This is a genomic window from Aquirufa novilacunae (genome assembly GCF_045310505.1).
GTDB classification, from domain to species: domain Bacteria; phylum Bacteroidota; class Bacteroidia; order Cytophagales; family Spirosomataceae; genus Aquirufa; species Aquirufa novilacunae.
In genome coordinates this window covers 1,056,339-1,077,759 of the sequence record NZ_JBEWZG010000001.1, presented here as the reverse complement: position 1 = coordinate 1,077,759, position 21,421 = coordinate 1,056,339, and the positions used below count along the sequence as shown (strand labels likewise).

The 21,421-nt window shown below is 43.4% G+C and carries 23 protein-coding genes; 10 read left to right on the top strand and 13 right to left on the bottom strand.

From position 1 onward, the window contains the following. Window positions 1–42: 42 nt before the first annotated feature. The 8 genes from V7S74_RS04795 to V7S74_RS04760 all read right to left on the bottom strand — a co-directional run bounded on the left by V7S74_RS04795 (window position 43) and on the right by V7S74_RS04760 (window position 3,869). Window positions 43–360, bottom strand: a complete 318-nt coding sequence (locus tag V7S74_RS04795; RefSeq protein ID WP_406777623.1) for a hypothetical protein — start codon at window positions 358–360, stop codon at window positions 43–45. Continuing rightward, entirely contained in the window at window positions 347–652 is a 306-nt protein-coding gene (locus V7S74_RS04790; RefSeq protein ID WP_406777622.1) for a hypothetical protein, read from the bottom strand. Before V7S74_RS04790 ends, V7S74_RS04795 begins: the two co-directional genes overlap by 14 nt. A gap of 1 nt (window position 653) precedes the next feature. Beyond that, window positions 654–1,037 carry a TraR/DksA family transcriptional regulator gene (locus V7S74_RS04785; protein WP_406777621.1) on the bottom strand — a complete coding sequence of 128 codons (384 nt, stop codon included), beginning with the start codon at window positions 1,035–1,037 and terminating at the stop codon, window positions 654–656. A gap of 93 nt (window positions 1,038–1,130) precedes the next feature. Continuing rightward, the gene (gene pnuC / locus V7S74_RS04780; protein WP_406777620.1) at window positions 1,131–1,688 is read right to left on the bottom strand and encodes a nicotinamide riboside transporter PnuC; all 558 of its coding nucleotides are present in this window, start codon (window positions 1,686–1,688) and stop codon (window positions 1,131–1,133) included. Beyond that, window positions 1,685–2,332 (bottom strand): endonuclease III, encoded by a 648-nt coding sequence (gene nth, locus V7S74_RS04775; protein ID WP_406777619.1) that lies wholly within the window; start codon window positions 2,330–2,332, stop codon window positions 1,685–1,687. The genes pnuC and nth overlap by 4 nt, the downstream gene beginning before the upstream one ends. Then, the gene (locus V7S74_RS04770) at window positions 2,332–2,691 is read right to left on the bottom strand and encodes a DUF2752 domain-containing protein (protein WP_406777618.1); all 360 of its coding nucleotides are present in this window, start codon (window positions 2,689–2,691) and stop codon (window positions 2,332–2,334) included. Before V7S74_RS04770 ends, nth begins: the two co-directional genes overlap by 1 nt. Then, the gene (locus V7S74_RS04765) at window positions 2,691–3,029 is read right to left on the bottom strand and encodes a TM2 domain-containing protein (protein WP_406777617.1); all 339 of its coding nucleotides are present in this window, start codon (window positions 3,027–3,029) and stop codon (window positions 2,691–2,693) included. The genes V7S74_RS04770 and V7S74_RS04765 overlap by 1 nt, the downstream gene beginning before the upstream one ends. A gap of 240 nt (window positions 3,030–3,269) precedes the next feature. Next, window positions 3,270–3,869, bottom strand: coding sequence for an RNA polymerase sigma factor (locus V7S74_RS04760; RefSeq protein ID WP_406777616.1), 600 nt, complete (start codon window positions 3,867–3,869; stop codon window positions 3,270–3,272). Between the two features lie 190 nt (window positions 3,870–4,059). Here V7S74_RS04760 and V7S74_RS04755 point away from each other — a divergent pair, with 190 nt between their 5' ends. Beyond that, the gene (locus tag V7S74_RS04755; protein ID WP_406777615.1) at window positions 4,060–4,674 is read left to right on the top strand and encodes a hypothetical protein; all 615 of its coding nucleotides are present in this window, start codon (window positions 4,060–4,062) and stop codon (window positions 4,672–4,674) included. Window positions 4,675–4,724: 50 nt separating this feature from the next. Here the strand turns inward: V7S74_RS04755 and V7S74_RS04750 are convergent, their stop codons facing one another. Genes V7S74_RS04750 through V7S74_RS04735 form a run of 4 tightly spaced genes read right to left on the bottom strand, consistent with a single transcriptional unit; the run spans window position 4,725 to window position 7,591 of the window. Further along, a complete protein-coding gene (locus tag V7S74_RS04750) occupies window positions 4,725–5,441 on the bottom strand; it encodes a pyridoxine 5'-phosphate synthase (RefSeq protein ID WP_406777614.1) in 717 nt (238 codons plus the stop codon). Window position 5,442: 1 nt separating this feature from the next. Further along, the gene (locus V7S74_RS04745; protein ID WP_406777613.1) at window positions 5,443–6,435 is read right to left on the bottom strand and encodes an aspartate-semialdehyde dehydrogenase; all 993 of its coding nucleotides are present in this window, start codon (window positions 6,433–6,435) and stop codon (window positions 5,443–5,445) included. Between the two features lies 1 nt (window position 6,436). Then, entirely contained in the window at window positions 6,437–6,916 is a 480-nt protein-coding gene (locus V7S74_RS04740; protein ID WP_406777612.1) for a hypothetical protein, read from the bottom strand. Between the two features lie 60 nt (window positions 6,917–6,976). Further along, window positions 6,977–7,591: a 5-formyltetrahydrofolate cyclo-ligase gene (locus V7S74_RS04735; RefSeq protein ID WP_406777611.1), complete on the bottom strand. Its 615-nt coding sequence runs from the start codon at window positions 7,589–7,591 to the stop codon at window positions 6,977–6,979. 35 nt (window positions 7,592–7,626) lie between these two features. On the opposite strand from V7S74_RS04735, the gene ileS reads away from it, so the two are divergent. Genes ileS through V7S74_RS04715 form a run of 4 tightly spaced genes read left to right on the top strand, consistent with a single transcriptional unit; the run spans window position 7,627 to window position 14,339 of the window. Further along, entirely contained in the window at window positions 7,627–11,013 is a 3,387-nt protein-coding gene (gene ileS / locus V7S74_RS04730; protein WP_406777610.1) for an isoleucine--tRNA ligase, read from the top strand. Window positions 11,014–11,018: 5 nt separating this feature from the next. Beyond that, window positions 11,019–12,080: a tetratricopeptide repeat protein gene (locus V7S74_RS04725; protein ID WP_406777609.1), complete on the top strand. Its 1,062-nt coding sequence runs from the start codon at window positions 11,019–11,021 to the stop codon at window positions 12,078–12,080. Window positions 12,081–12,109: 29 nt separating this feature from the next. Further along, on the top strand, window positions 12,110–12,916 hold the full coding sequence (gene lolB1 / locus V7S74_RS04720) for a lipoprotein insertase outer membrane protein LolB1 (protein WP_406777608.1): 807 nt from the start codon (window positions 12,110–12,112) through the stop codon (window positions 12,914–12,916). 4 nt (window positions 12,917–12,920) lie between these two features. Next, on the top strand, window positions 12,921–14,339 hold the full coding sequence (locus tag V7S74_RS04715) for a murein hydrolase activator EnvC family protein (protein ID WP_406777607.1): 1,419 nt from the start codon (window positions 12,921–12,923) through the stop codon (window positions 14,337–14,339). Here the strand turns inward: V7S74_RS04715 and V7S74_RS04710 are convergent. Beyond that, window positions 14,336–16,654, bottom strand: a complete 2,319-nt coding sequence (locus V7S74_RS04710; protein WP_406777606.1) for a TonB-dependent receptor — start codon at window positions 16,652–16,654, stop codon at window positions 14,336–14,338. The two genes, V7S74_RS04715 and V7S74_RS04710, sit on opposite strands and share 4 nt — an antisense overlap. Window positions 16,655–16,858: 204 nt before the next feature. On the opposite strand from V7S74_RS04710, the gene V7S74_RS04705 reads away from it, so the two are divergent. The 5 genes from V7S74_RS04705 (at window position 16,859) to V7S74_RS04685 (ending at window position 21,417) form a co-directional block, all read left to right on the top strand. After that, complete coding sequence (locus V7S74_RS04705; protein ID WP_406777605.1) at window positions 16,859–17,362, top strand: RNA polymerase sigma factor; 504 nt, start codon at window positions 16,859–16,861, stop codon at window positions 17,360–17,362. Window positions 17,363–17,491: 129 nt separating this feature from the next. Further along, on the top strand, window positions 17,492–18,961 hold the full coding sequence (locus tag V7S74_RS04700) for a phytoene desaturase family protein (protein ID WP_406777604.1): 1,470 nt from the start codon (window positions 17,492–17,494) through the stop codon (window positions 18,959–18,961). A 1-nt stretch (window position 18,962) separates the two neighbouring features. Then, window positions 18,963–19,781, top strand: a complete 819-nt coding sequence (locus V7S74_RS04695; RefSeq protein ID WP_406777603.1) for a phytoene/squalene synthase family protein — start codon at window positions 18,963–18,965, stop codon at window positions 19,779–19,781. A 1-nt stretch (window position 19,782) separates the two neighbouring features. Further along, window positions 19,783–20,496 carry a sulfite exporter TauE/SafE family protein gene (locus V7S74_RS04690; RefSeq protein WP_406777602.1) on the top strand — a complete coding sequence of 238 codons (714 nt, stop codon included), beginning with the start codon at window positions 19,783–19,785 and terminating at the stop codon, window positions 20,494–20,496. Between the two features lie 6 nt (window positions 20,497–20,502). Continuing rightward, window positions 20,503–21,417 (top strand): ion channel, encoded by a 915-nt coding sequence (locus V7S74_RS04685; RefSeq protein WP_406777601.1) that lies wholly within the window; start codon window positions 20,503–20,505, stop codon window positions 21,415–21,417. Window positions 21,418–21,421 lie beyond the last annotated feature (4 nt).

The following is a 21,421-nucleotide window of genomic DNA, read 5'->3' as shown; positions in this document are numbered from 1 at the left end:
GTCGCTAGTCACTTAGTCCGGAGTCGATAGTCCGAAGGAGGGCTAGGCTTTTTCCGAAGAGGTTTCCTCTACAGTTTCAGTTTCTTGCTCTAGTGAGGCTAGGTAATCAACTAATAGGTCCTTTGCATAAGATAGTGCTAGGGCTAAGGCATAGGATTTAATGGCATCGCCCACGAAGGATCCTTTTTTCTTAGATCCAGAGAACATAGAGTACAACAAATAGCCGCCTGCAAAGATTCCTCCTGCGATGAGCATTTGATTGCCTATCTTCTTGTATTCGGTAACAGTTTCTGTTAATTGTTCTTCAATAGCGGCAGCTTGGATTTCTAATTCCGCTCTCTTCTCTTTATTCTGACTCATTTTCGCGGGGTTTTAAGGATAAGAAAAGAAATAAACTAGCTACGCCGATGATGGCAGCCACGATAAAGTAGCCGATGAAATGGCTTTCTAAAGCTTCATTGATCCATTCAGATCCACCTAAAAGAAGGAAAAATAGGGTGATTCCAAAACCAGTCGCCACGAGGAATAACTTGAAAATCCGGATGAAGATTTCTTCCAATTTCTCTTGAATATCTAACTTGACGATCTCAAATTGAGTTTTGAGGTAATCGGTTATCAATTCTATTAGGCGGTTGTTTTCGAAAAAACCCATGCTATTTTTGCTTTAACTTCGCTTCAATCGAGTGTTGCGTGTGCGGTACTAAACGTAAACGTTCTTTGGAAATCAACTTCCCTGAATCAATACAAACGCCGTAAGTTCCGTTTTTAATGCGCATTAAGGCATTTTCCAAGTTCTTCGCGAACTTTTGTTGACGAACAGCTAGCTGATTAAGATTTTCTTTCTCCGCCGTATCTGCTCCATCTTCCATCACTTTCGAGTTTCCGGATGTCGCGTCTGTCCCTGTGTCGTTTTTCTTACTTAGTGATTCTCTTAAATACTTTAACTCAGCATTCGTATCATCTAATTTAGCACGGATAATTTGTTCAAACTCTTTTAATTCTTCGGCAGAGTATCTTTGTTTTTCTTCGGTTGCCATAAATCTATCTAAATTGTAGTCTTTACCAATCCGCAAATATAAAAAGGCTAAGCTTAATAAGGTAGGATTTAAGATAAAATCTCTGACAATTTTTTAAGCCCTGTCTTTCAGTTGCTTATGCCAATCGACGTAGCCTTTGACGGCCAAAAGAATAAAGACGCCATACAGAACAGCAGTCCCCCACAATCCTTTGGAAAGATACATGCCCACATAAGCGAAATCGACGATCATCCAGACAATCCAGTTCTCGATTTTGCGTTTCGTAGCTAGCCAGGTGCCGTAAATGCTTAAGCCTGTTAGAGTTGCATCTAGGTAGGGGAAACTTACCGAAGGAAAATAGAGCAAATGTAGGTAACCAGATCCTGCACCGAAAAGTAGCGCAATCATTAATCCCTTTAAAAGCGGCAAATAGGGAGACTTTTCAGGTTTCCAATCCGCTTCAGATTGCGACCAATTCCACCAACCATAGGCAGCCATCAGGATGAAAAAACCTTGTAATTCCATATCGGAATACAGGCCGCTTTGCCAGAAAATATAACCATAGAGCCCAGATGCTAAGATATTACAAAGCCAAGCTAGGCTTTTGCGTCCCATGCTTAGGATAACACCGGCTAATGAGGCAATGATGGCTAGAATTTCTATACTGCTCATGCCTTGTTATTTTTCTGATAAAAGGCGCAGAAATGCGTGATGTCGCATTTTGCACATTGCGGCGTTCTCGCTAGGCAGACATAACGTCCGTGTAGGATTAGCCAATGATGCGCAGTGGCGATGACTTCATCGGGCAAGTGTTTGATCAGCACCATCTCGACTTTCAAGGGGGTGTTCGCCGTTTTAGGAACCAAACCTAAGCGCTGAGAAACCCTAAAAACATGGGTATCCACGGCCATGGCAGGTTGATTATAAATGACTGACGCAATGACGTTCGCGGTTTTACGACCCACGCCGGGAAGACTTTGAAGGTCCTCTATCGTTTCGGGTACTTCGCCGGCGAATTGGTCGGTGATTTTTTGGCCTAAACCTAAAAGATGTTTCGCTTTATTATTCGGATAAGAAACGGAACGAATGTAGGAGAAAATCTCTTCGACGCTCGATTCAGCTAGAGATTTTGCATCCGGAAAACGTTTGAATAGGGCAGGAGTGACCTGGTTAATCCGCTTATCCGTGCACTGTGCAGATAAAACAACGGCCACTAAAAGTTCAAAGGGATTCGTGTAATGCAGTTCGGTTTCCGCCTCCGGAAAGTGACTAGAAAAATGATCCACAAAAGCCTTAAATCGCTCCTTCTTTAACATTATAAACCTTTATATATCGTCCAAATCCAATTCAATACCACTAGCGCAATCAGCAAAGCCGCATTCAAGGGCTGTCGGCACTTATCTTCTGCCCAAAGATACGCCCTAAAAACGCGATCTCCTCCACGTAGAAAGTCAATAACTACGCCTATAGGCAATAAAAATGCAGCACCCACGAAGATTCCAAACGGATTGCCCTGTATGAAATCGCCCTGAATGAAGCGAGTCGTTCCACAGGCTGGACAGGGAATTCCGGTAAGGCTTTTGAAAAAACAGCTAAAACCTATACCTGTCCACAAATAAATAAATCCAGTAGCGCAGGCAATAAGAATGGTAAAATAGAGCTGATTTCTGCTCATTAGACTAAATAGGGGTGTAATCTAGTTAAGTTTCTAGCACGTGTTGCATCCATGATGAAGAACCAATCTGCGATGGTCCAAATACCTAATCCTCCACAAGTGAGCAGTTTGGCAAAACCTAAACCAATATCACCGATCAGAAAGCGATCTATTCCAAAGTGACCACCCACGATGGAAACAATAAGGCTGAGAACCGGATCTTTAATAGGAACATGCTGTAACATGACCCAGGCAGAATTATCCAAGGCTAACAGCTGTTCTCTGATAAATGACAATTGATGCGTTTCAAAACTCTTCGCATGTGTCATGATGAATAGGTCAACTTTTACGGCGTCCATAGGGTCTGATTTTTGTTAAAATTAGCGAGATTTTTTGAATAAAAAAGCCCCTAGTGTGCTAGGGGCTTTTTACTCTGACGAGCGTGTTCGAGAATTTTCTCCAGACTCCTTTCGGAGGGCTCCATATAAGCCGTGTTCAGCAAGTTTTGGACCTGTTTTAAATGAGTCAGCTCTTGCTTCTCATCTTCATTTAATGTTTGCTGGAACCCTGCTTCAGGCTCATAAAGGTGTTTAATCAGGTCATTCGGGGTAGAGTTTTTTGTCATAGGCAAGGTTTTGTTTCTCTAACATTTTCCGCAGGTTAATGAGCGCATACCGCATGCGCCCTAGTGCGGTATTAATACTAACATGGGTTAAATCAGCGATTTCTTGGAAGCTTAATTCTTCATAATGGCGCATCACAAGCACATCGCGCTGCTCATCTGGAAGTTTTTTTATCAAGTCCCTGATATTAACGATCAAATCTTCTTTTAATTGTTTGTCCTCAGAACTTTCTTCTGCAAATTGAAAACTGTTCCATAGTGGCGAGCCATCATCTAACACAATTTTGGGATAACGCTTCTCTTTCCGGAAGTGATCGATGGCCATATTGTGGGCTATGCGAACAATCCAGGGAAGGAATTTGCCTTCCTCATTGTATTTACCTTGGTTGATGACATCGAGTGCCTTAATGTAGGTCTCCTGCAAAAGATCCTCCGCAATGTAGCGGTCTTTTACAATGAGGTAAATAGTCGTATAAACTTTTGATTTACTGCGTTGAAGTAGCGTCTCAAATGCCTTTGAATCACCTTGGATGTATGCGGAAATTAACGCTGCATCGTTAACGGGTATTTTGCTCATAAAAAAGTAAAATGGTTAACGTAGAGGTTTATCTCATGCAATAGGGTCTAAATGGGCGAATTGTTTGTGACGCAATATTGAAGTTTTCTTTGGAAAAACAAAATTGTATTAATTTTTGAATAAAAAATTGTGACAAAATTTGGAAGCTCGTTTTTATCCTTAATTTTGGTACCCTAAACTTTAAAGAAAAATGAAAAATCTACGTTCTATTGTGTCAGCATTGGCCCTGACTTGTTTGGCCTTCGTTTCAAATGCTCAAAAAGCCTCTGATTATGCTGGCGAATACAAGATGAGCGATAACCCTTACGTGAAAGTGTTAAAATTAGCGGATAAAGAGGGTAAATTAATCATGTCTGCCGAAGGATTTCCGGATACAGAATTAACGCCAGGTGCAAAAGCGGATGCGTTTGTCTTAGGTGGAATGGGTGGCGATATCGTTTTCACACGTGAAGGTGGTGCCGTAACTAAATTAAAAATTGAAGCTCAAGGTCAAACTTTGGAAGGTGTGAAGGAAGGTGCAGCAGCAGCTGGAACATCTGAGTATGCAGCTACCTTCAAGATGGCTGACAATGAGTACGTGAAGAAGATGATTGTGACAGCGAAAGATGGCAAATTATTAATCGCGTCAGATGCTAATCCAGGTGAAGGAGCGGTTTTGACACCAGCTTCTACTCCAGATACCTTTGCTGCAACATTGCAAGGCTACGAAGCTGAGATTACCTTTGGTCGTGCAGCTGGTAAAGTAAAGACGATTAAATTATCGGTTGCTGGTGGTGCAGTTGTACTAACAGGTGACGTTGAGTAATTTATAAAATCATAAAAAAGGGGCTTCGGTAGATATCGAAGCCCCTTTTTTTATTTTAGTTGTCTGCGGTAGAGTTGAATCGTATTCTCTAAGCCGTAATAGAGCGCATCGCAAATGAGCGCGTGGCCGATGGAAACTTCGTCCAAAGGATTCACATTCGCTGCGAAAAAAGCTAAATTCTCTAGACTTAAATCATGGCCGGCGTTGATGCCTAATCCGATTTGATGTGCTTTGAAAGCTGCTTTTCGGTAAGAGGCTACGGCCTGTGTTGGATTCGTCGGGAATTCCGTCGCGTAAGGTTCTGTGTATAATTCGATGCGGTCCGTTCCTGTGGTGGCAGCCGCTTCGACCATTTCTAAGACGGGGTCTACGAAGATGGAAGTGCGAATGCCGGCCTCTTTGAAAGGAGCGATCAGGCGCTTCAATAATTCTTGGTGTTGAATGGTATCCCAGCCGTGGTTGGAAGTGATTTGGCCTAACGCATCTGGAACTAAAGTTACCTGCTCAGGTTTCACCGCTAAAACTAATTCAACGAAAGAGGCCTCCATCGGATTGCCTTCGATATTAAACTCCGTCGTAACGTGCTCTTTTAATGCATACACATCCGCGTAGCGTATGTGACGCTCATCCGGACGGGGATGAACCGTAATTCCTTGTGCGCCAAAACGTTCACAATCCAAAGCCACCTGAATCAGGTCTGGATTATTGCCACCTCGCGAGTTACGCAAGGTGGCAATTTTATTGATATTGACGCTGAGTCTAGTCATCTTAGATCAAGTGATTTGCTGCTAAGTATTCAGCAATTTGAACCGCATTCGTAGCTGCCCCTTTACGCAAGTTGTCAGCAACGATCCACAGATTCAAGGTGTTCTTTTGGGACTCATCACGGCGGATACGACCTACGAAAACCTCATCTTTTCCATGTGCAGTGATCGGCATCGGATATAGTACGTTTTTAGGATCATCTTGAACGATAATTCCTTCTTCTTTTTCTAAAATCGCACGAACCTCCGCTAAATCGAAGTCATTTTCGAATTCGATGTTCACAGCCTCCGAGTGACCGCCAATCGTAGGGATACGAACCGTCGTGGCAGTTACTTTGATCGAATCGTCCATCATGATTTTATTGGTCTCTAAAATCATTTTCATCTCCTCTTTCGTGTAGCCATTGTCTTGGAAAACATCGATGTGAGGCAATACGTTTAAGTCGATTTTGTGTGGATACACTTTCGCGTAATCCGTTTTTCCAGCGCGCTCATCGAATAATTGATCGACCGCTGCCTTTCCCGTTCCTGTGACAGACTGGTAAGTGGAAACGACTACACGCTTGATTTTGTATTTCTTGTGCAAAGGATTTAACACGACTACCATTTGGATGGTCGAGCAATTCGGGTTTGCAATGATTTTATCTTCTGCTGTTAAAGTGCTTGCATTGATTTCTGGAACGACTAATTTTTTCGTCGGATCCATACGCCAGGCAGACGAGTTGTCTACTACCGTGATGCCGGCTGCGGCAAATTTAGGAGCCATTTCTAAAGAGCTGCTTCCACCTGCAGAGAAAATAGCCACGTTAGGTTTCATGGAGATTGCAGTCTCATAACCTACTACCGTGAAGTCTTGGCCTTTAAAATTCACCTTTTTACCGATCGAACGCTCGGATGCTACCGGGATTAACTCCGTAACAGGAAAATTTCTTTCCGCTAATACTTTCAAAATTTCTCCGCCTACTAGTCCAGTGGCGCCTACAACTGCAACTTTCATTCTATTTTAATTTATAAGTGATTCCAATACCTACAGACCCTTCCGAGCCTACTCTAATGCCCATTTGGGCCTTACTCAATTCGTTATATCGTTTTAATGCGTTGTTGAAGTGTCTATTGCTAATGGTTCCGATGTAGACGTTTGCCAAAGCTACGCCACCCACCGCTGACCAGTAAAAGCCTTCTGATATGCTTCCTTTACTCAAATAAGTAGAAAAAGCGAACACAGTAGAGAAACCGGCTAACCAGCTAGAAAGTTTACGTTGGCGTTTGAATTTCAAGAATTCAACATTGATTTCTGGGTCTTTGGCCTCCATTAAAGGGATTTGCAGGGCCAAAGGATGGTCAATCAACTGCCTGTTGTACATAAACTTTCTGCTCCACACCCCAGATACCTCCTCAATCGGGATTAATCTCTTTTCCTGCGCCATAGCACTGCTAGAAGCGATCAACAGAAAGAAAAGTAAACTCCTGATTTTCAAAGTAAATTTGGGATGATAGCCTGCAAAATTAGGGCTTAAAATGGGGAATCGAAAGGAAAATTAGCGAAAATCGTAGACCTGAGTGGGGCAAATGGCCATATCCAGGGCAATATCGTGCGCTTCCACATCATCGATGGACGCCAAGGAATCAAAAAAACTAATGCCTATTTTCAGGCAATCCGGTCTACAAGCGGCTAAATACCGATCATAAAATCCTTTGCCATAACCTACTCGGTGACCCTTTACATCAAAGGCTAGCAAGGGGATGAGCACCACATCGAACTCAGTGGGCTCCACGACGTGACCCCCAATAGGTTCAGGGATTCCCCAGCGCGAATTCGCGAACTGGTCTGAATAAACCATTTCCATGGTGCCTGCGACTTCTGAAGTCACCCGGGGGAAAGCAAAGGAGCCTTCGAGCGAATCTAAACTGATCTCTTTTCGATGCGGGATGGCTTTGAAACTAGCGATAATCGAGCCCTCACTGAGTAGGGGGCGTAAGTAAGAAAGGATGGCTGCTTCGCGATCAGCGCAGGCTTGCTCGCTTAATTGCGATCGTTCAGCTGTGACTATTTTTCGGATCTCCGCCTTCTTCATATTCAAACCTAGGGATTTGCTTTCAGAATACAAATCTTCACGTGAGATGTTCGGTATAATTTTGTATTTTTGCCTCAATTTTGCCGATTTTTTCAATTTAACCCCACACGTCTGTGAGCTTTAAGGAATACAAAAATTTAGATTACGCCGTTTTGGCAGATGAAATTCTAGATTTCTGGAACGCGAATAACATCTTTGAAAAATCCATCTCGACTAGAGAAGGACAGCCTACGTTTACGTTTTTTGAAGGACCTCCTTCTGCAAACGGAACTCCGGGTATTCACCACGTGATGGCACGGGCGATTAAAGATATTTTCTGCCGTTACCAAACTTTGAAAGGCAAGCAGGTGAAGCGTAAAGGGGGCTGGGATACACACGGTTTACCGGTGGAATTGCAGGTGGAGAAGGAATTAGGCATTACAAAAGAAGATATTGGCAAGACGATTTCGGTCGAAGAATACAATAAAAAGTGCCGTGAGACGGTGATGAAATTCACGGATCAGTGGAATAATTTGACGGAGAAAATGGGCTATTGGGTGGATCTCGAAAACCCCTATGTGACCTACCAGGCGAATTATATTGAGAGTGTTTGGAACTTATTGAAGCGTCTATACGACCAAGGATTATTATACAAAGGGTATACGATTCAGCCCTATTCTCCGGCAGCGGGAACAGGTTTATCGTCCCACGAATTAAACCAGCCGGGTTGCTACCGCGATGTGAAGGATACCTCTTTAACAGCGCAGTTTAAGGCGATCAAGAATGCTAAATCAGAGTTCTTATTTAAGGCCTCAGGCGATGCACCCGTCTATTTATTAGCTTGGACGACGACCCCCTGGACTTTGCCTTCGAATACGGCTTTGACGGCTGGAAAGAACATTTCTTACGTCTTAGTGAAGACTTTTAATCCCTATACCTATGTTTCGGTATATGTGGTGTTAGCCAAAGACTTAGTCAAAAATTATTTCCAGTCAGCTGCAGAAAACGGCGATTTCGCTGCTTATGAAGCTGCTGAGAAAAAGCCACAAGCCATTCCATATGAGATTGTTGCGACCTGCAAAGGTTCCGATTTAGAAGGAGTGGAATACGAGCAATTAATGCCTTATGTTCAGCCATCAGCTCCCGCTTTTCGCGTGATCTTAGGCGACTTCGTGACGACTGAAGACGGAACGGGTATGGTGCATACGGCGCCGACTTTCGGTGCGGATGACTTTAGAGTCGCTGCCCAAAACGGCATCCCTGCCCTTTTAATCACGGACGAAAATGGCAAAGAAGTGCCATTAGTGAATCGCCAAGGCCGTTTCGTGGCTCAGGTGACGGACTACGCTTTGGAACCCGTAAAAGAAGCTTATTTAACCGACGAGGAGAAAGAAGCGGAGCGCGTGAAGCAAGGTCGCGATAAGTACCTGTCTGTGGATGAGCGCATTGCGATTCAATTGAAGACGGAGAACAAAGCCTTCAACGTACAGAAATTTGATCACCCGTATCCACACTGCTGGAGAACGGATAAGCCCGTTTTATATTATCCATTAGACTCTTGGTTCATCAAGACGACGGCAGTAAAAGATAAATTAATTGCCTTAAATAAGACGATTCAGTGGAAACCAGAGTCGACGGGAACAGGACGTTTCGGAAACTGGTTAGAGAACTTAGTGGATTGGAACTTGTCTCGTTCGCGCTATTGGGGTACGCCATTGCCTATCTGGCGGACAGAGGATGGTTCGGAAGAAATCTGCATCGGTTCACTAGATCAATTGAAAGAGGAGATCGAAAAGGCGCAGGCTTCAGGGGCTCTGTCTGACGTTCAGAAGAAAGGTAATGCAGCCTTTTTACAGGCATTAGCGGCTGGAGAAGCAGACTTACACCGTCCATTTGTGGATGAGGTATTCTTGCTTTCTGCGACTAGAAATGTGTTGACACGTGAATTGGATTTGATTGACGTTTGGTTCGATTCGGGTGCGATGCCGTTTGCACAATGGCATTATCCATTCGAAAATCAAGATATATTTAAGCAGAGTTATCCGGCGGATTTCATCTCGGAAGGGGTGGATCAAACGCGTGGTTGGTTCTTTACTTTGCACGCTATTTCGAGCATGGTGGAGGATTCTGTGGCATTCAAGAATGTCGTTTCGACGGGATTAGTACTAGATAAGAATGGAAACAAAATGTCTAAGCGATTAGGCAACGCTATTGATCCATTCGAAACGTTGAAGAGTTACGGAGCCGATCCTACGCGCTGGTACATGATTACCAACGCGCAGCCTTGGGATAACTTGAAATTTGATTTAGCTGGGATTACGGAGGTGCGAAACAAATTCTTTGGCACCCTGACCAATACCTATAATTTCTTCGCGATGTATGCGAACCTGGATGGATTCGTGTCCAAGGGCATTAAAGAGGAAGATTTGACGGAATTAGACCGTTGGATTCTATCTAAATTAATGAATTTGATTGTGGAGGTGGACGAGTCATTCGAGACGTATGAGCCTACCAAAGCAGGTCGTGCGATCCAAGATTTCGTATGTGATCATTTGTCTAACTGGTATGTTCGCTTGTCACGCCGTCGCTTCTGGAATCCGGAAACGGCTAACCAGGCAATTAATGCAGATAAACAAGCGGCTTATGAGACTTTATACCATTGTTTAGAGACGGTTGCGCAGTTAATGTCGCCTATTGCGCCGTTCTACGGAGAGTGGTTATACAAGAATTTGACGGGCAAAGAATCGGTTCACTTGACGCATTTTGTGAAAGTTAATCCGAGCCTTCAAAACCCGGCTTTAGAAACCTCGATGGAATTAGCGCAAGGTATTTGTTCACTCGTTCACTCGATTCGTAAAGTACACCGTTTGAAAGTGCGTCAGCCTTTAGCACAGGTCTTAGTGCCGGTATTGCAAGAGTCAGTAAGAGATCAAATCCGCCGCGTGGAAGATCTGATCAAATCAGAAGTCAACGTGAAGGAGGTCAATTACTTGAACGACGCATCTGGTGTATTGAACAAGAAGGTGAAGCCTAATTTCAAGGCCTTAGGTCCTAAGTTTGGGAAAGATATGAAAGTGGTTGCGGAGGCGATTACGGGCATGTCTTCGGAGGATTTAGCAGCAATCGAGTCAGCTGGTTCAGCGAAAATTCAAGGGTTTGAGATTGCACTTGCGGATATTGAAATCTTGACAGAGGATATGCCAGGATATTTAACGGCGAGTGAAGGTGGATTAACGATTGCGTTAGATAATACCTTGACGTCAGAATTAGTGCGCGAAGGAAATGCGCGTGAGTTCGTGAACCGTATCCAAAACCTGCGTAAAGATTCTGGTTTCGATGTGACCGATAAAATAAACATCCAAGTGCAGCGTTCTGACGAAGAGTGGACAGCTAGCTTGAATGAATTCAAGTCCTACATTTCGCAAGAGGTGCAAGCCTTGAGTTTAGAATGGGTGGATTCGGCTTCTACTGAAATTACCTTTGATGAGTCTAATTTATTCGTGAACGTCACCGTAGCCTAAATCGCATGATTCGGAAACTCGCTTATTTGATCATACTTCTAGGTGGGTTTTTCCAAATGCAGGCGCAATCAGAAGACTTGATGGTCGACGGGATGCGCGCTTACATGAAGGAGGATTTTACGGAGGCGATTTTGGTTTTCGAGAAACTGGCGAAGGTGCAAACCCAGGAGCCGGCGGTTTTTTATTATTTGGCCAAAAGCTACCTCGCCGAAAAACAACTCACATCTGCCCGCACTAACGCCGAAAAGGCACACCTATTATCTCCTTATTCCTTCGATTACGGGGTGCTCTATGGGGACTTGCTCTTAGCGAATAAAGAATTCAAAAAGGCGTTAGACTGTTTCGAAAAGCTCTTAGCCTACGATGACCATCGCCTCGATGGAGAACCGGATATGATCCGAGTGAAGCAATTCGTATTCTTGTCGAAAGGAGACGATAGTAAAGACCTTGCAGAGAAAAAAGCCTATTATTTAAAAGCAGCCGATTTAGGCTCCGTGCAGGAGGAATTGTGGGTGCGCATTATTCAATTAGATTGGGAATTAAATCAAAAGGATCAAGTAGTGGCGCATGCCCAAGAGGCGCTTGAAAATTACCCGCACATGGCAGCCTGGGTGTATCCGATTTTAGGGGACGCTTACCAAGCATTGGGAAATAATGCCGCATCCGATGCCGCCTTCGATAAGGCCTTGAAAGCAAATCCCAAAGACGATCACGTGCTCAATAATTACAGTTATTTCCTCTCGATTCGAAAAGAGAAATTAGCCCTAGCGGATTCGCTATCTGCTCGATTAGTTGCGGATCACCCGCGCAATGGCACTTATTTAGACACGCGGGCTTGGGTTTTATACGAACTGAAAAGATATCCAGAAGCTCGCGTGGCGATGGAGGCCGCGCTGAAAGACCGAGAAAATGTGTCGGCTACTTTGTGGGAACATTATGGCGATGTGCTTTTTCGCTTGAAACTAGTGGATAAAGCCGTGGAGGCCTGGAAGGAGGCGCTTCGTTTAGAACCAGGCAGGCAATCTGTAGATAAAAAGATTCAGATGCGTCAAATTCCCGAAAATTGAGCTATTTTTGAATATTCATACCCATTTCTATGCGGAGTATTTACGGTCTTGTTTTCTTGTTTCTGTTAGGCGCCTGCGCTCCTAAGGCGACAGTGGCCGTGATTCAGGAGGTCAAAACCGATACCATTCGGGTGGATTCGACACCAGTAGTGGTGGCTCCTCCAGCCGAAAACCTAGATCAACAATCCGCTTCAGATGACTTGAGTTTTACCTATTTAAAGGCGAAGTCGAAGGTCGTTTGGAAGACAAAAAACAATACCGATAATTACATCGTCGATATCCGGATGAAGAAGGACTCTGTCATCTGGGCAAATATTTCGGTTTCTATGATCTCCGGGGCTGCGGTTTTATTCACAAAGGATCGGGTGCAGTTCTACCACAAGATTAATAACGAATACACGAATTTGACCTACGATAGTTTAAGTACGAGTCTAGGATTTAAAGTGTCCTACGATTTGCTCCAAAACATGATCGTGGGCAATCAACCTTACAAGAAAAATAACACGCGCCGCGTGGTTCGCGAAAATGAAAACTTCTTAGTTAAACAACAAGAGGGGCACGTGGAAGTCAATAATTGGGTGGGTCCTAATCGCAAACTAAAGAAATTATCGGTGAGCGATGTACCTTCTTCGAATAAAATGACCTTGGATTACGAGGATTTTGCCACGCTGAATTCTGCACTTTTCCCTTTCTCCAGTTCGATTACGTTAGACGTTAAGAACAAACAGAATCAAGTCAATCAAACCTTGATCACGATTAAATATTCCAAAGTGGAATTGCTAGATACCCCTTTGGAATTCCCATTTAAAGTACCCGCTAAACTATTAAAGAATTAACACCTTGAGATATTTCGTTTTTATAGTCAGTTTTTTATTCGCGTTTAATTCCATTGCTCAGACGGACAAAAAAGCCGCATTAGAGCAACAGAAGAAAGATAATTTATCCAAAATCAAGGAGCTAAATTCCATCATCTCGCGTACGTCGAAAAAGAAAAATGCATCGCTTGGAAAATTGAATGTCTTAAAGGAGCAAATCGGAGTTCAGAAAAAGCAAATCTCGGTACTCGAGCAAAACCAGCAAATCTTAGCGGAGGAGGCTGAAAAATTGCGCGAAGAGGGGGATGTGTTGAAAGCGAAATTAGAGCGTTTGAAGAAGGAATATGCTTTGATGATTTATGAAGCCCAAAAGACATCTACGGTCTACAATAAGATGAGTTTTCTTTTGTTATCGAATGATTTAGGCGAGTTCGTTCGTCGCTTTGATTATCTACGTCATTATTCAGCGAATCGGAAGAAGCAGGCTGATTTAATTTACAAGACACGTCAGGATTTAATGACGCAGGAGCAAAAAGTCGTTTATAAGAAACAGGAGGAGAAGAAAGTATTAGTGGAAAAGGAAGGGGAGAAGAAGAAATTAGAGGTGCTGAAAACGAAGGAGGATAAAGTGGTGACGGTTTTAACGCAGCAAGAAAAGAAATTAAAAACGGAGTTAGAACGTAAGAAGTTAGCGGTTCGTAAATTGGATAATTTGATCGCAGGAATCGTACAACGGGAAATCCAAAAAAGTATTGAAAGGGAGCGAAAGCTTCGTCAGGCACGTCAGGTAAAGAAGGTAGAAGTAGCAAAGCCCGTGTTGCCTGTGTTGAAGAAGGGAGAGACTACAAAGATTGTCGCGGAGAAACCGTCAGAGAAATCGTCAGAGAAGAAAGAGGCTTCGGCAAAAGAAGAGAAGAAAACCGTGGTGGCTGAAACGAAAAAAGCACCAAAAGCCGAACCAGCTCCAGCTCCAGTGGAGGAGAAAAAGATCGAAAGTAATACCTATTACATGAATGCGGATGAGGCGAAATTAGCTAGTTCCTTTGCTGCGCTGCGGGGTAGAATGCCATTCCCAGTGCCGTCTGGTTTTATTTCGGATCATTTCGGAGTTCACAAACACCCGTTATTGAAAGGGGTGATGATCAATAATAACGGAATTGATATTCAAACTTCCCCAGGTTCGCCGGTTCATTCGGTGTATGATGGGGTGGTGCAATCCGTGGTGAATATTCCAGGTATTAACATGGTAGTCGCGATTCAACACGGTGATTACTTCACGGTATACAGTAAACTGGCGAACGTGTCAGTGAGTGTGGGGACGCGCGTGAGAACAGGTCAGCTTATTGGATCGGTCGCTTCGGATGACGATGGAACGGCAGAGATAAACTTCCAGGTTTGGAAAAATACGGTGCGCCAAAACCCAGAATCCTGGCTTCGTCGCTAGAAATGATACCCTAGTTTCAGGCTGATATTGCGTCCTTGATCGTCTGCATAATAGCGGAATCGATTCAGATAGTCGCGGTATGCCGCATTCAAGGCATTTGAAATTCGCAGGTTCAACTCGAATGTGTGCAGATTAATTCCCCAATTGACATTCATTAGAAAATAGCCTGCTGGAGGGTTCGCGTAATCAGATCCTGGTTCCACACGATTTTGTTTCGCTACTTGCGTTAAGCCCGCGCTCACATATTGGTTGTATTTTTTGAAGGCATAACGCGCAATATATTCAAAACGATCTGCTGGAATCCCCACTAAGAATTGATCATTCTCTGTATCAAAAGCGCGAACGATGCTCGTTTTCTGTTGGATCGACAAGCGCGGCGTCAACAGGTATCCCGCTTGAAAATCAATCCCTTGAAAACGGGCATTCACCTGTTGGTAACTAAAGATCGGGAATACGCCGCGAACCGTTGTGGCATAAACAGCCGCACCATTTAACACCTCAGGTTTTAAATAAATGAAGTTATGAATCTGATTTGAGTACAATCCTAGCTCGATATCCCATCTTTCTGGTTTGAAATTTGTGCTGAAACTCAGGTTAACCGCTGACTCCCCTTTTAGATTCGGGTCGCCAATCTCATAGGCTCCAGCACCGTGATGCACTCCATTGGAGAATAATTCGTTCGCTCCCGGGGCTCTGAAAGCGCGTGATACCGTAATTTGAGATTTAGCTACCAGATTCCAATGGTAGGTATAGGCTAAGCTTCCAGACCATCCATCGAAGGAATTGTTCTTGCGGAGAATGATAGGCGAAAAGTTGATCTTAGGTCGGTGCGTCTCGATTTCTTTCACATCAAAACGAAAGCCCGCCTCGAACTCCCATTTTTCTGTCGCACGTCTTTCCAGCGCAAAAATACCAATATTTTGAAGACTATAGTTCGGAAGTAAACTGGTTGTTAGCGTTGGATTTTGCACTCGATTGCCAGAAGTAATGTTTCCCTGGTCTAAGAAAGTAAACCCGAATTGCCCTTTCCACAGCTTATTTGTATTCGTTTCATCGTACAGAAATTCGCCACTATGCGTATCCAAATTAAAGCGAAGCGTATTAATATTTTTCCCAGCTCTCAACACATCTAATTCCCAACGCTCGTCTGATTGGGCAGCCACAGTTGCACGCAAGGTAGCCATAGAGGCCAAGTGGTAGTAAGCCTTGATTTTTCCTAAATCATGCCAAATATCTTGATTCGGTCGTTCAATTCTTCGACTAAACTCTTTAGGAGTGAAAGCAGCTAATGGCCTGCTTCTTGCAATTGAATTCTCTAAATCAGCGATGTTTCCAATGTGAGAACCTTCATAGATGCCAATCACATTATGGAAGCGACTTAAAAATAAATCCGCCCCCAAGTGATTCGATTTATACCCAAAACCCAAGGAGACATTTTCCTCCTTTACGCCTGTATTGCTGAGGTAATAGTCAGCCGTTTGTACATTTCCTCCGTCTTTCAAGGTGCCTTGCACGCGCCATCCCCAGCCTTTGGCCTTCGGAATACCTCCCTCCAAAAGCCCAGAAACCACCCCTTGACGACCATTGGTAAAATAAATACTTTGAATTGAACCATGAAGGGCGGATGTATCAGGCAGCGCATCCGGCTCTAGCATGACGATTCCTCCAATGGCATCGCCCCCATAGCGCAAGCCGCCTGGGCCCTTGATTACTTGAATGTTTTTAGAAACAAAGGGGTCGATTTCGGGAGCATGTTCGCTGCCCCAGTTTTGGCCCTCTTGTCTAACTCCCTGATTTAATATGATCACGCGACTGGAATGTAATCCGTGAATGACGGGTTTTGAAATGGAGCTACCCGTTTGTAAGCTTTGAACTCCCGTTAATCCCTTCAGCATTTCGCCCAAAGACAAGCCGTCTCGTTGAGACCGCTCTTCCTGAGACAACTGTGTTTTGAGTTGGGAGGTAATTTCTTGCTTTCTTCCTTGAACAAATACTTCTTGTAAATGTTCATCATGTGCACTCAATTCAAAATCTTCTTCGTGCTCATCGGTGAGGTTAATGGTGGTCTCAATGGGGTCAAAACTCGCCATTTGACAAACCAAGGTATATTTTCCTGGACATAAATCCTTGATCAGAAATAAGCCATTGGCATCTGTGACCGTGGCTTTATTTGTGCCTTTTATATAGACATAAGCACCTGGAACCTTTTCTTTGCGCTCTTTTGAAGCCACAATTCCCTTCAGCGAACAATGACAGGAGGTCTGCGCAAAGTTGCTGAATGAAAGGAATACGAAAAGGATAATTAAGTATCTCATAGGGATAATAGGGCTTAAAGATAGGCTAAAAAGTGCTTTTTTGCGAATCGGGCAAAGCCTAAAAGATGAATGCATTCGATATGTCGATGAATAGACATCTTAAGGCTACAAAATTTTTGTTTAAACTTTTTTAAAATTTTTTAAACAAAATATTTGTTTTGTTTAATCTTTTTATAAATTTGTTGAACAAAATCACTCAGGAATATGACAGCTTTAGAGTTTACTTACCAAATAGGCACGTTTTCGAAGTTTTTACGCCCATTCGCTTTGCGTTTGACGAAAGACGGAGACGACGCGAATGACTTAGTGCAAGACACTTTAGTAAAGGCTTTTACCAATCGGGAGAAATACCAGGATGGGACTAACCTGAAGGCTTGGTTGTTCACGATCATGAAGAACACCTTCATCACGCAATACCAACGTATGGTGCGCCGTAACACGTTCATCGACACAACAGATAATTTACACTTCATCAACTCAATGGAGTCACTGCAGGAAAATGAGGCAGTGAACTCCTTTATCAGTGCAGACATTCAATCCGCTTTAGCGAAAATCGATGCTATGTACCGCGTTCCATTTATGATGTATTTCGAGGGTTTCAAATACCACGAAATCGCTGAAGAATTGGATTTGCCTATCGGAACGGTTAAAAATAGAATCTTTATGGCAAGACGTGATTTGAAAAATCATTTACACATGTATGCTTAAGTATGTTATAGGTTTTGATTAGTTTTTTGGTTAACAGAAGGAGTTAAAAAGTCAGATTTTATCTGGCTTTTTCTTTTTAGCCCTTCACCCTTCAGAAAGATTGGTATATTTGTTAAATTAGAGCTTAGTATGAAAAAAGTAATCGTCATAGGAGCAGGTTTTTCCGGTCTTTCGGCCGCGACAGAACTAGCCACAAAAGGATACGAAGTCCAAATTCTAGAAAAAAACGACCACGCAGGCGGCAGAGCTCGGGTGTTTCAATCCGATGGTTTTACCTTCGACATGGGTCCTTCTTGGTATTGGATGCCAGATATTTTCGAGACCTATTTTGGTCGCTTTGGTAAAAAGCCGTCAGACTATTATGATTTAGTTCGCTTAGATCCGTCTTATTCTGTTATTCTTTCAGAAACAGAAACCATTGATTTGCCGGCGAATTATGCTGATTTGAAAAAATTATTTGAATCCTATGAAGCGGGTTCTGGGGCTCAGCTAGATTCCTTTATGGAGCAGGCAGCCTATAAATACAAGGTGGGAATTCAGGAATTTGTTTGGAAACCTTCTCGTAAAATCACCGAATTCTTAAGCTTGAAATTGTTAGTGGACGCCGTACGAATTGACGTCTTTACCTCCTTCTACAAGCACATTCGCAAATTCTTCACTTCGCCCACTTTATTGAAGTTGATGGAATTTCCTATCCTCTTTTTAGGAGCGATATCGGAGAATACACCTGCGATGTATTCCTTAATGAATTATGCTGAAATCAAATTAGGTACCTGGTATCCAATGGGTGGTATGCACAACATTGTAAAAGGGATGGTGGCATTAGCCGAAGAAAAAGGGGTGAAGATTGCCTATAATTCGGAGGTCCTAGGCTTTGAAATTAAGAACGGGAAAGTACATGGCGTTCAAACGGCTGCTGGCTTAATCGAAGCAGATGCCGTGGTGGCAGGTGCAGATTATCACCACGTGGAAGAATTACTAGGGGACGGTTTGCGTAATTACGACGAAGCTTATTGGGACAAGCGCGTGATGGCCCCTTCGTCGCTCCTATTTTATCTAGGTATTTCGAAGCGCTTGCCTAATTTAAAACACCATAACTTGTTTTTTGACCGTGATTTCACGGTGCATTCACACGAGATTTACACGGATCCGGCTTGGCCTTCAGATCCCTTATTTTATGCCTCAGCACCTTCTGTGACGGACCCATCGGTGGCTCCTGAAGGTTGTGAAAATATCTTTTTATTAATTCCGGTAGCTCCGGATTTAGAAGATACCGAGGAAGGAAGAGAGAAGTATTTTGAGCAATTGATGGATCGTTTAGAGGCGCATTGTGGCGTTTCCATTCGTGATTCCATTGTATACAAGCGCTCGTATGCGCACCGTGATTTCAAATCAGATTACCATGCTTACAAGGGGAATGCCTATGGATTAGCGAATACGCTGATGCAGACCGCTATTTTGAAGCCTACTTTGAAAAATAAGCACTTGGATAATATGTATTATACAGGACAATTAACGGTTCCAGGCCCGGGCGTTCCTCCTTCCTTGATTTCGGGGATCGTGGTAGCGACGGAAGTCGATAAAGAATTAAAAGGATAATATGGATTTATATTTAGAGGTTTCTCTGGCCTCGAGTAAGTTGCTAACGAAAGCTTATTCGACCTCTTTCTCTCTGGGAATTCGCACCTTGGATGAAAAAGTGCATGATCCTATTTATGCCGTTTATGGCTTTGTTCGATTAGCAGATGAGATTGTCGATACCTTTCATAGCCACGATAAAGCCGCTTTATTGCAACGTTTTAGAGAGGATACCTACCGGGCGATCGAGGAGAAAATTAGTTTAAATCCCATTCTTCATTCGTTTCAGTGGGCGGTGAACAAGTTTGGGATGGAGCGCGAATTAATTGATGCGTTTTTGTATTCCATGGAGTTGGATTTAACGAAGCGTGATTACAATCCGGAAGAGTACAAAAAATATATTTATGGATCGGCAGAGGTGGTGGGCCTGATGTGTCTTCGTGTTTTCTGTGATGGAGATGCGCAGCAATACGATTCCTTAAAAGAAGATGCGTGTGCGCTGGGTTCTGCTTTCCAAAAAATCAATTTCCTTCGGGATATCCGTTCCGATTACGATGAACGAGGTAGAGTTTATTTCCCTGGAATCGATTTCACGACCTTCACAGATGAAGAGAAAAAAGAAATCGAGGCGGATATTCAGCTCGATTTTGATGCGGGTTTGCGTGGGATTCACCGCTTGCCTGACGTCGCTCGCAAAGGCTGTTTACTGGCCTATGAGTATTACATTCGACTTTTTGAGAAAATTAAATCTTTACCAGCTTCTAGAATTAAGGAAGAACGTATTCGCGTGGCGGACTGGGAAAAGATGTTCATTTATTTCCAATTAGCTCTTCGAAAATAGCGTGGAATTAATCGTTTTGCTGGGTATCATGGCCTTCTTGTATGCTTCCGTAGGACACGGAGGGGCTAGTGGTTATTTAGCGGTGATGGCCCTTTTTGCCATCGCTCCCCCCTTGATGAAACAAACCGCCTTGTTGTTGAATTTAGGCGTTTCATTGATGTCTTTCATTGCTTTTTATCGCCAAGGCTATTTTAAATGGAATCTGTTTTGGCCATTCGCCCTGGGGTCTATCCCCCTTGCATTTATTGGCGCGCGAATACCACTGAACGATTCAACCTACAAACAGATTCTGGGTGCTTGTTTGTTTTTAGCGGTGATTCGAATGGTAGTCGTATTAAAAGAAGACTCATCGCAAAAACTAAACCTAGGAGTAGGTATACTTACTGGATCTGCGATTGGGGTACTTTCAGGAATGATCGGCATAGGTGGTGGTATTATATTGAGTCCGCTTTTATTGCTTTTCCGCTGGGCTTCTTTAAAAGAAGCTGCGGCCGTTTCTGCCTTGTTTATTTTCGTGAACTCCGTTTCTGGATTAGCTGGATTGAAAACCTGGATTCCTTTGGATCAATCCCAAATGATCTATTGGTTAGGGGCTTCGCTGGTGGGCGGATTTTTAGGAGCTAGGTGGGGTGCGGCGATTGCCTCGAATACGAAGGTGAAATGGATTTTGGCTTTGGTATTAGTGATTGCATCGCTTAAATTGTGGTTTGTTTAATTGACTATGATCGAAAACGTAAATCAAGACACGGGTTTTGGGGAAAGAACCTCGGATATGGGTGGCCGAATGGTCAACAAGGACGGGAGTTTTAATATCAAACGAATTGGTATCAGCGTTCGGGATCGGGCGAGTGGATACCAAAGCATGCTAACGATGCCTCGTTGGCGCTTCCTAAGCATCATTTTCATCTTTTACTTTCTGATTAATTGCTTCTTTACAGCGCTCTATTGGTTAGCAGGGCCATCGGGTTTAGAAGGGGTGGAAAAGGTGCGTTTTTGGGGGAGAATCAAGGAATTATTCTTCTTTTCTACCCAGACATTTACGACCGTAGGGTATGGTCGAGTAAACCCGGTGGGTGAGTTAACGAACTGGATTGCGGCGGTAGAATCCTTGATTGGTTTCCTTTCGTTTGCCATTGCGGCGGGTCTTTTATATGGTCGTTTTTCACGCCCGAGGTCCTTTATTCGCTTTTCGGAGAGCTTGGTGTATGCGAAGTATAAAGAGGGATATGCCTTGATGTTTCGCCTGGTTTGTTACAAAGACGATCACCTTTTAACGAATGCGGAGGTAAGATTGAATGCGCGCATCGTGACGAAAAACAAGGGCTATCAATTTTTTAATTTAAACTTAGAGCGTAGCCACGTAGATAGTTTGGTTTTGAACTGGACAGTGGTGCACCCGATTGATGAGCACAGTCCGTTTTTTGGATTATCCCAAAAAGATATCGTCAACCTACAACCCGAAATATCAGCTTATCTGAGCGGCTTTGATGAAGTCTATTCGAGTGTGGTCGTAGCACGCGCTTCTTATGCGATTAAAGACTTTAAGTTCGGCTTTAAATTCCTCCCGATGTATTTCAGTCGTAACCAAAGGACGGAGTTAGATCTTTCGAAGTTGAATCTAATCGATCAAGAATAAAAAA

Bases quoted from the DNA above. Each gene is read 5' to 3' on its own strand.
- V7S74_RS04785 (WP_406777621.1), bottom strand. From the start codon at position 1,037: ATGGCAACCGAAGAAAAACAAAGATACTCTGCCGAAGAATTAAAAGAG.
- V7S74_RS04760 (WP_406777616.1), bottom strand. From the start codon at position 3,869: ATGAGCAAAATACCCGTTAACGATGCAGCGTTAATTTCCGCATACATC.
- V7S74_RS04710 (WP_406777606.1), bottom strand. From the start codon at position 16,654: ATGAGATACTTAATTATCCTTTTCGTATTCCTTTCATTCAGCAACTTT.
- V7S74_RS04765 (WP_406777617.1), bottom strand. From the start codon at position 3,029: ATGGACGCCGTAAAAGTTGACCTATTCATCATGACACATGCGAAGAGT.
- V7S74_RS04705 (WP_406777605.1), top strand. From the start codon at position 16,859: ATGACAGCTTTAGAGTTTACTTACCAAATAGGCACGTTTTCGAAGTTT.
- V7S74_RS04685 (WP_406777601.1), top strand. From the start codon at position 20,503: ATGATCGAAAACGTAAATCAAGACACGGGTTTTGGGGAAAGAACCTCG.
- V7S74_RS04770 (WP_406777618.1), bottom strand. From the start codon at position 2,691: ATGAGCAGAAATCAGCTCTATTTTACCATTCTTATTGCCTGCGCTACT.
- V7S74_RS04750 (WP_406777614.1), bottom strand. From the start codon at position 5,441: ATGACTAGACTCAGCGTCAATATCAATAAAATTGCCACCTTGCGTAAC.
- pnuC (WP_406777620.1), bottom strand. From the start codon at position 1,688: ATGAGCAGTATAGAAATTCTAGCCATCATTGCCTCATTAGCCGGTGTT.
- V7S74_RS04790 (WP_406777622.1), bottom strand. From the start codon at position 652: ATGGGTTTTTTCGAAAACAACCGCCTAATAGAATTGATAACCGATTAC.
- V7S74_RS04695 (WP_406777603.1), top strand. From the start codon at position 18,963: ATGGATTTATATTTAGAGGTTTCTCTGGCCTCGAGTAAGTTGCTAACG.
- nth (WP_406777619.1), bottom strand. From the start codon at position 2,332: ATGTTAAAGAAGGAGCGATTTAAGGCTTTTGTGGATCATTTTTCTAGT.
- V7S74_RS04725 (WP_406777609.1), top strand. From the start codon at position 11,019: ATGATTCGGAAACTCGCTTATTTGATCATACTTCTAGGTGGGTTTTTC.
- lolB1 (WP_406777608.1), top strand. From the start codon at position 12,110: ATGCGGAGTATTTACGGTCTTGTTTTCTTGTTTCTGTTAGGCGCCTGC.
- V7S74_RS04700 (WP_406777604.1), top strand. From the start codon at position 17,492: ATGAAAAAAGTAATCGTCATAGGAGCAGGTTTTTCCGGTCTTTCGGCC.
- V7S74_RS04755 (WP_406777615.1), top strand. From the start codon at position 4,060: ATGAAAAATCTACGTTCTATTGTGTCAGCATTGGCCCTGACTTGTTTG.
- V7S74_RS04795 (WP_406777623.1), bottom strand. From the start codon at position 360: ATGAGTCAGAATAAAGAGAAGAGAGCGGAATTAGAAATCCAAGCTGCC.
- V7S74_RS04745 (WP_406777613.1), bottom strand. From the start codon at position 6,435: ATGAAAGTTGCAGTTGTAGGCGCCACTGGACTAGTAGGCGGAGAAATT.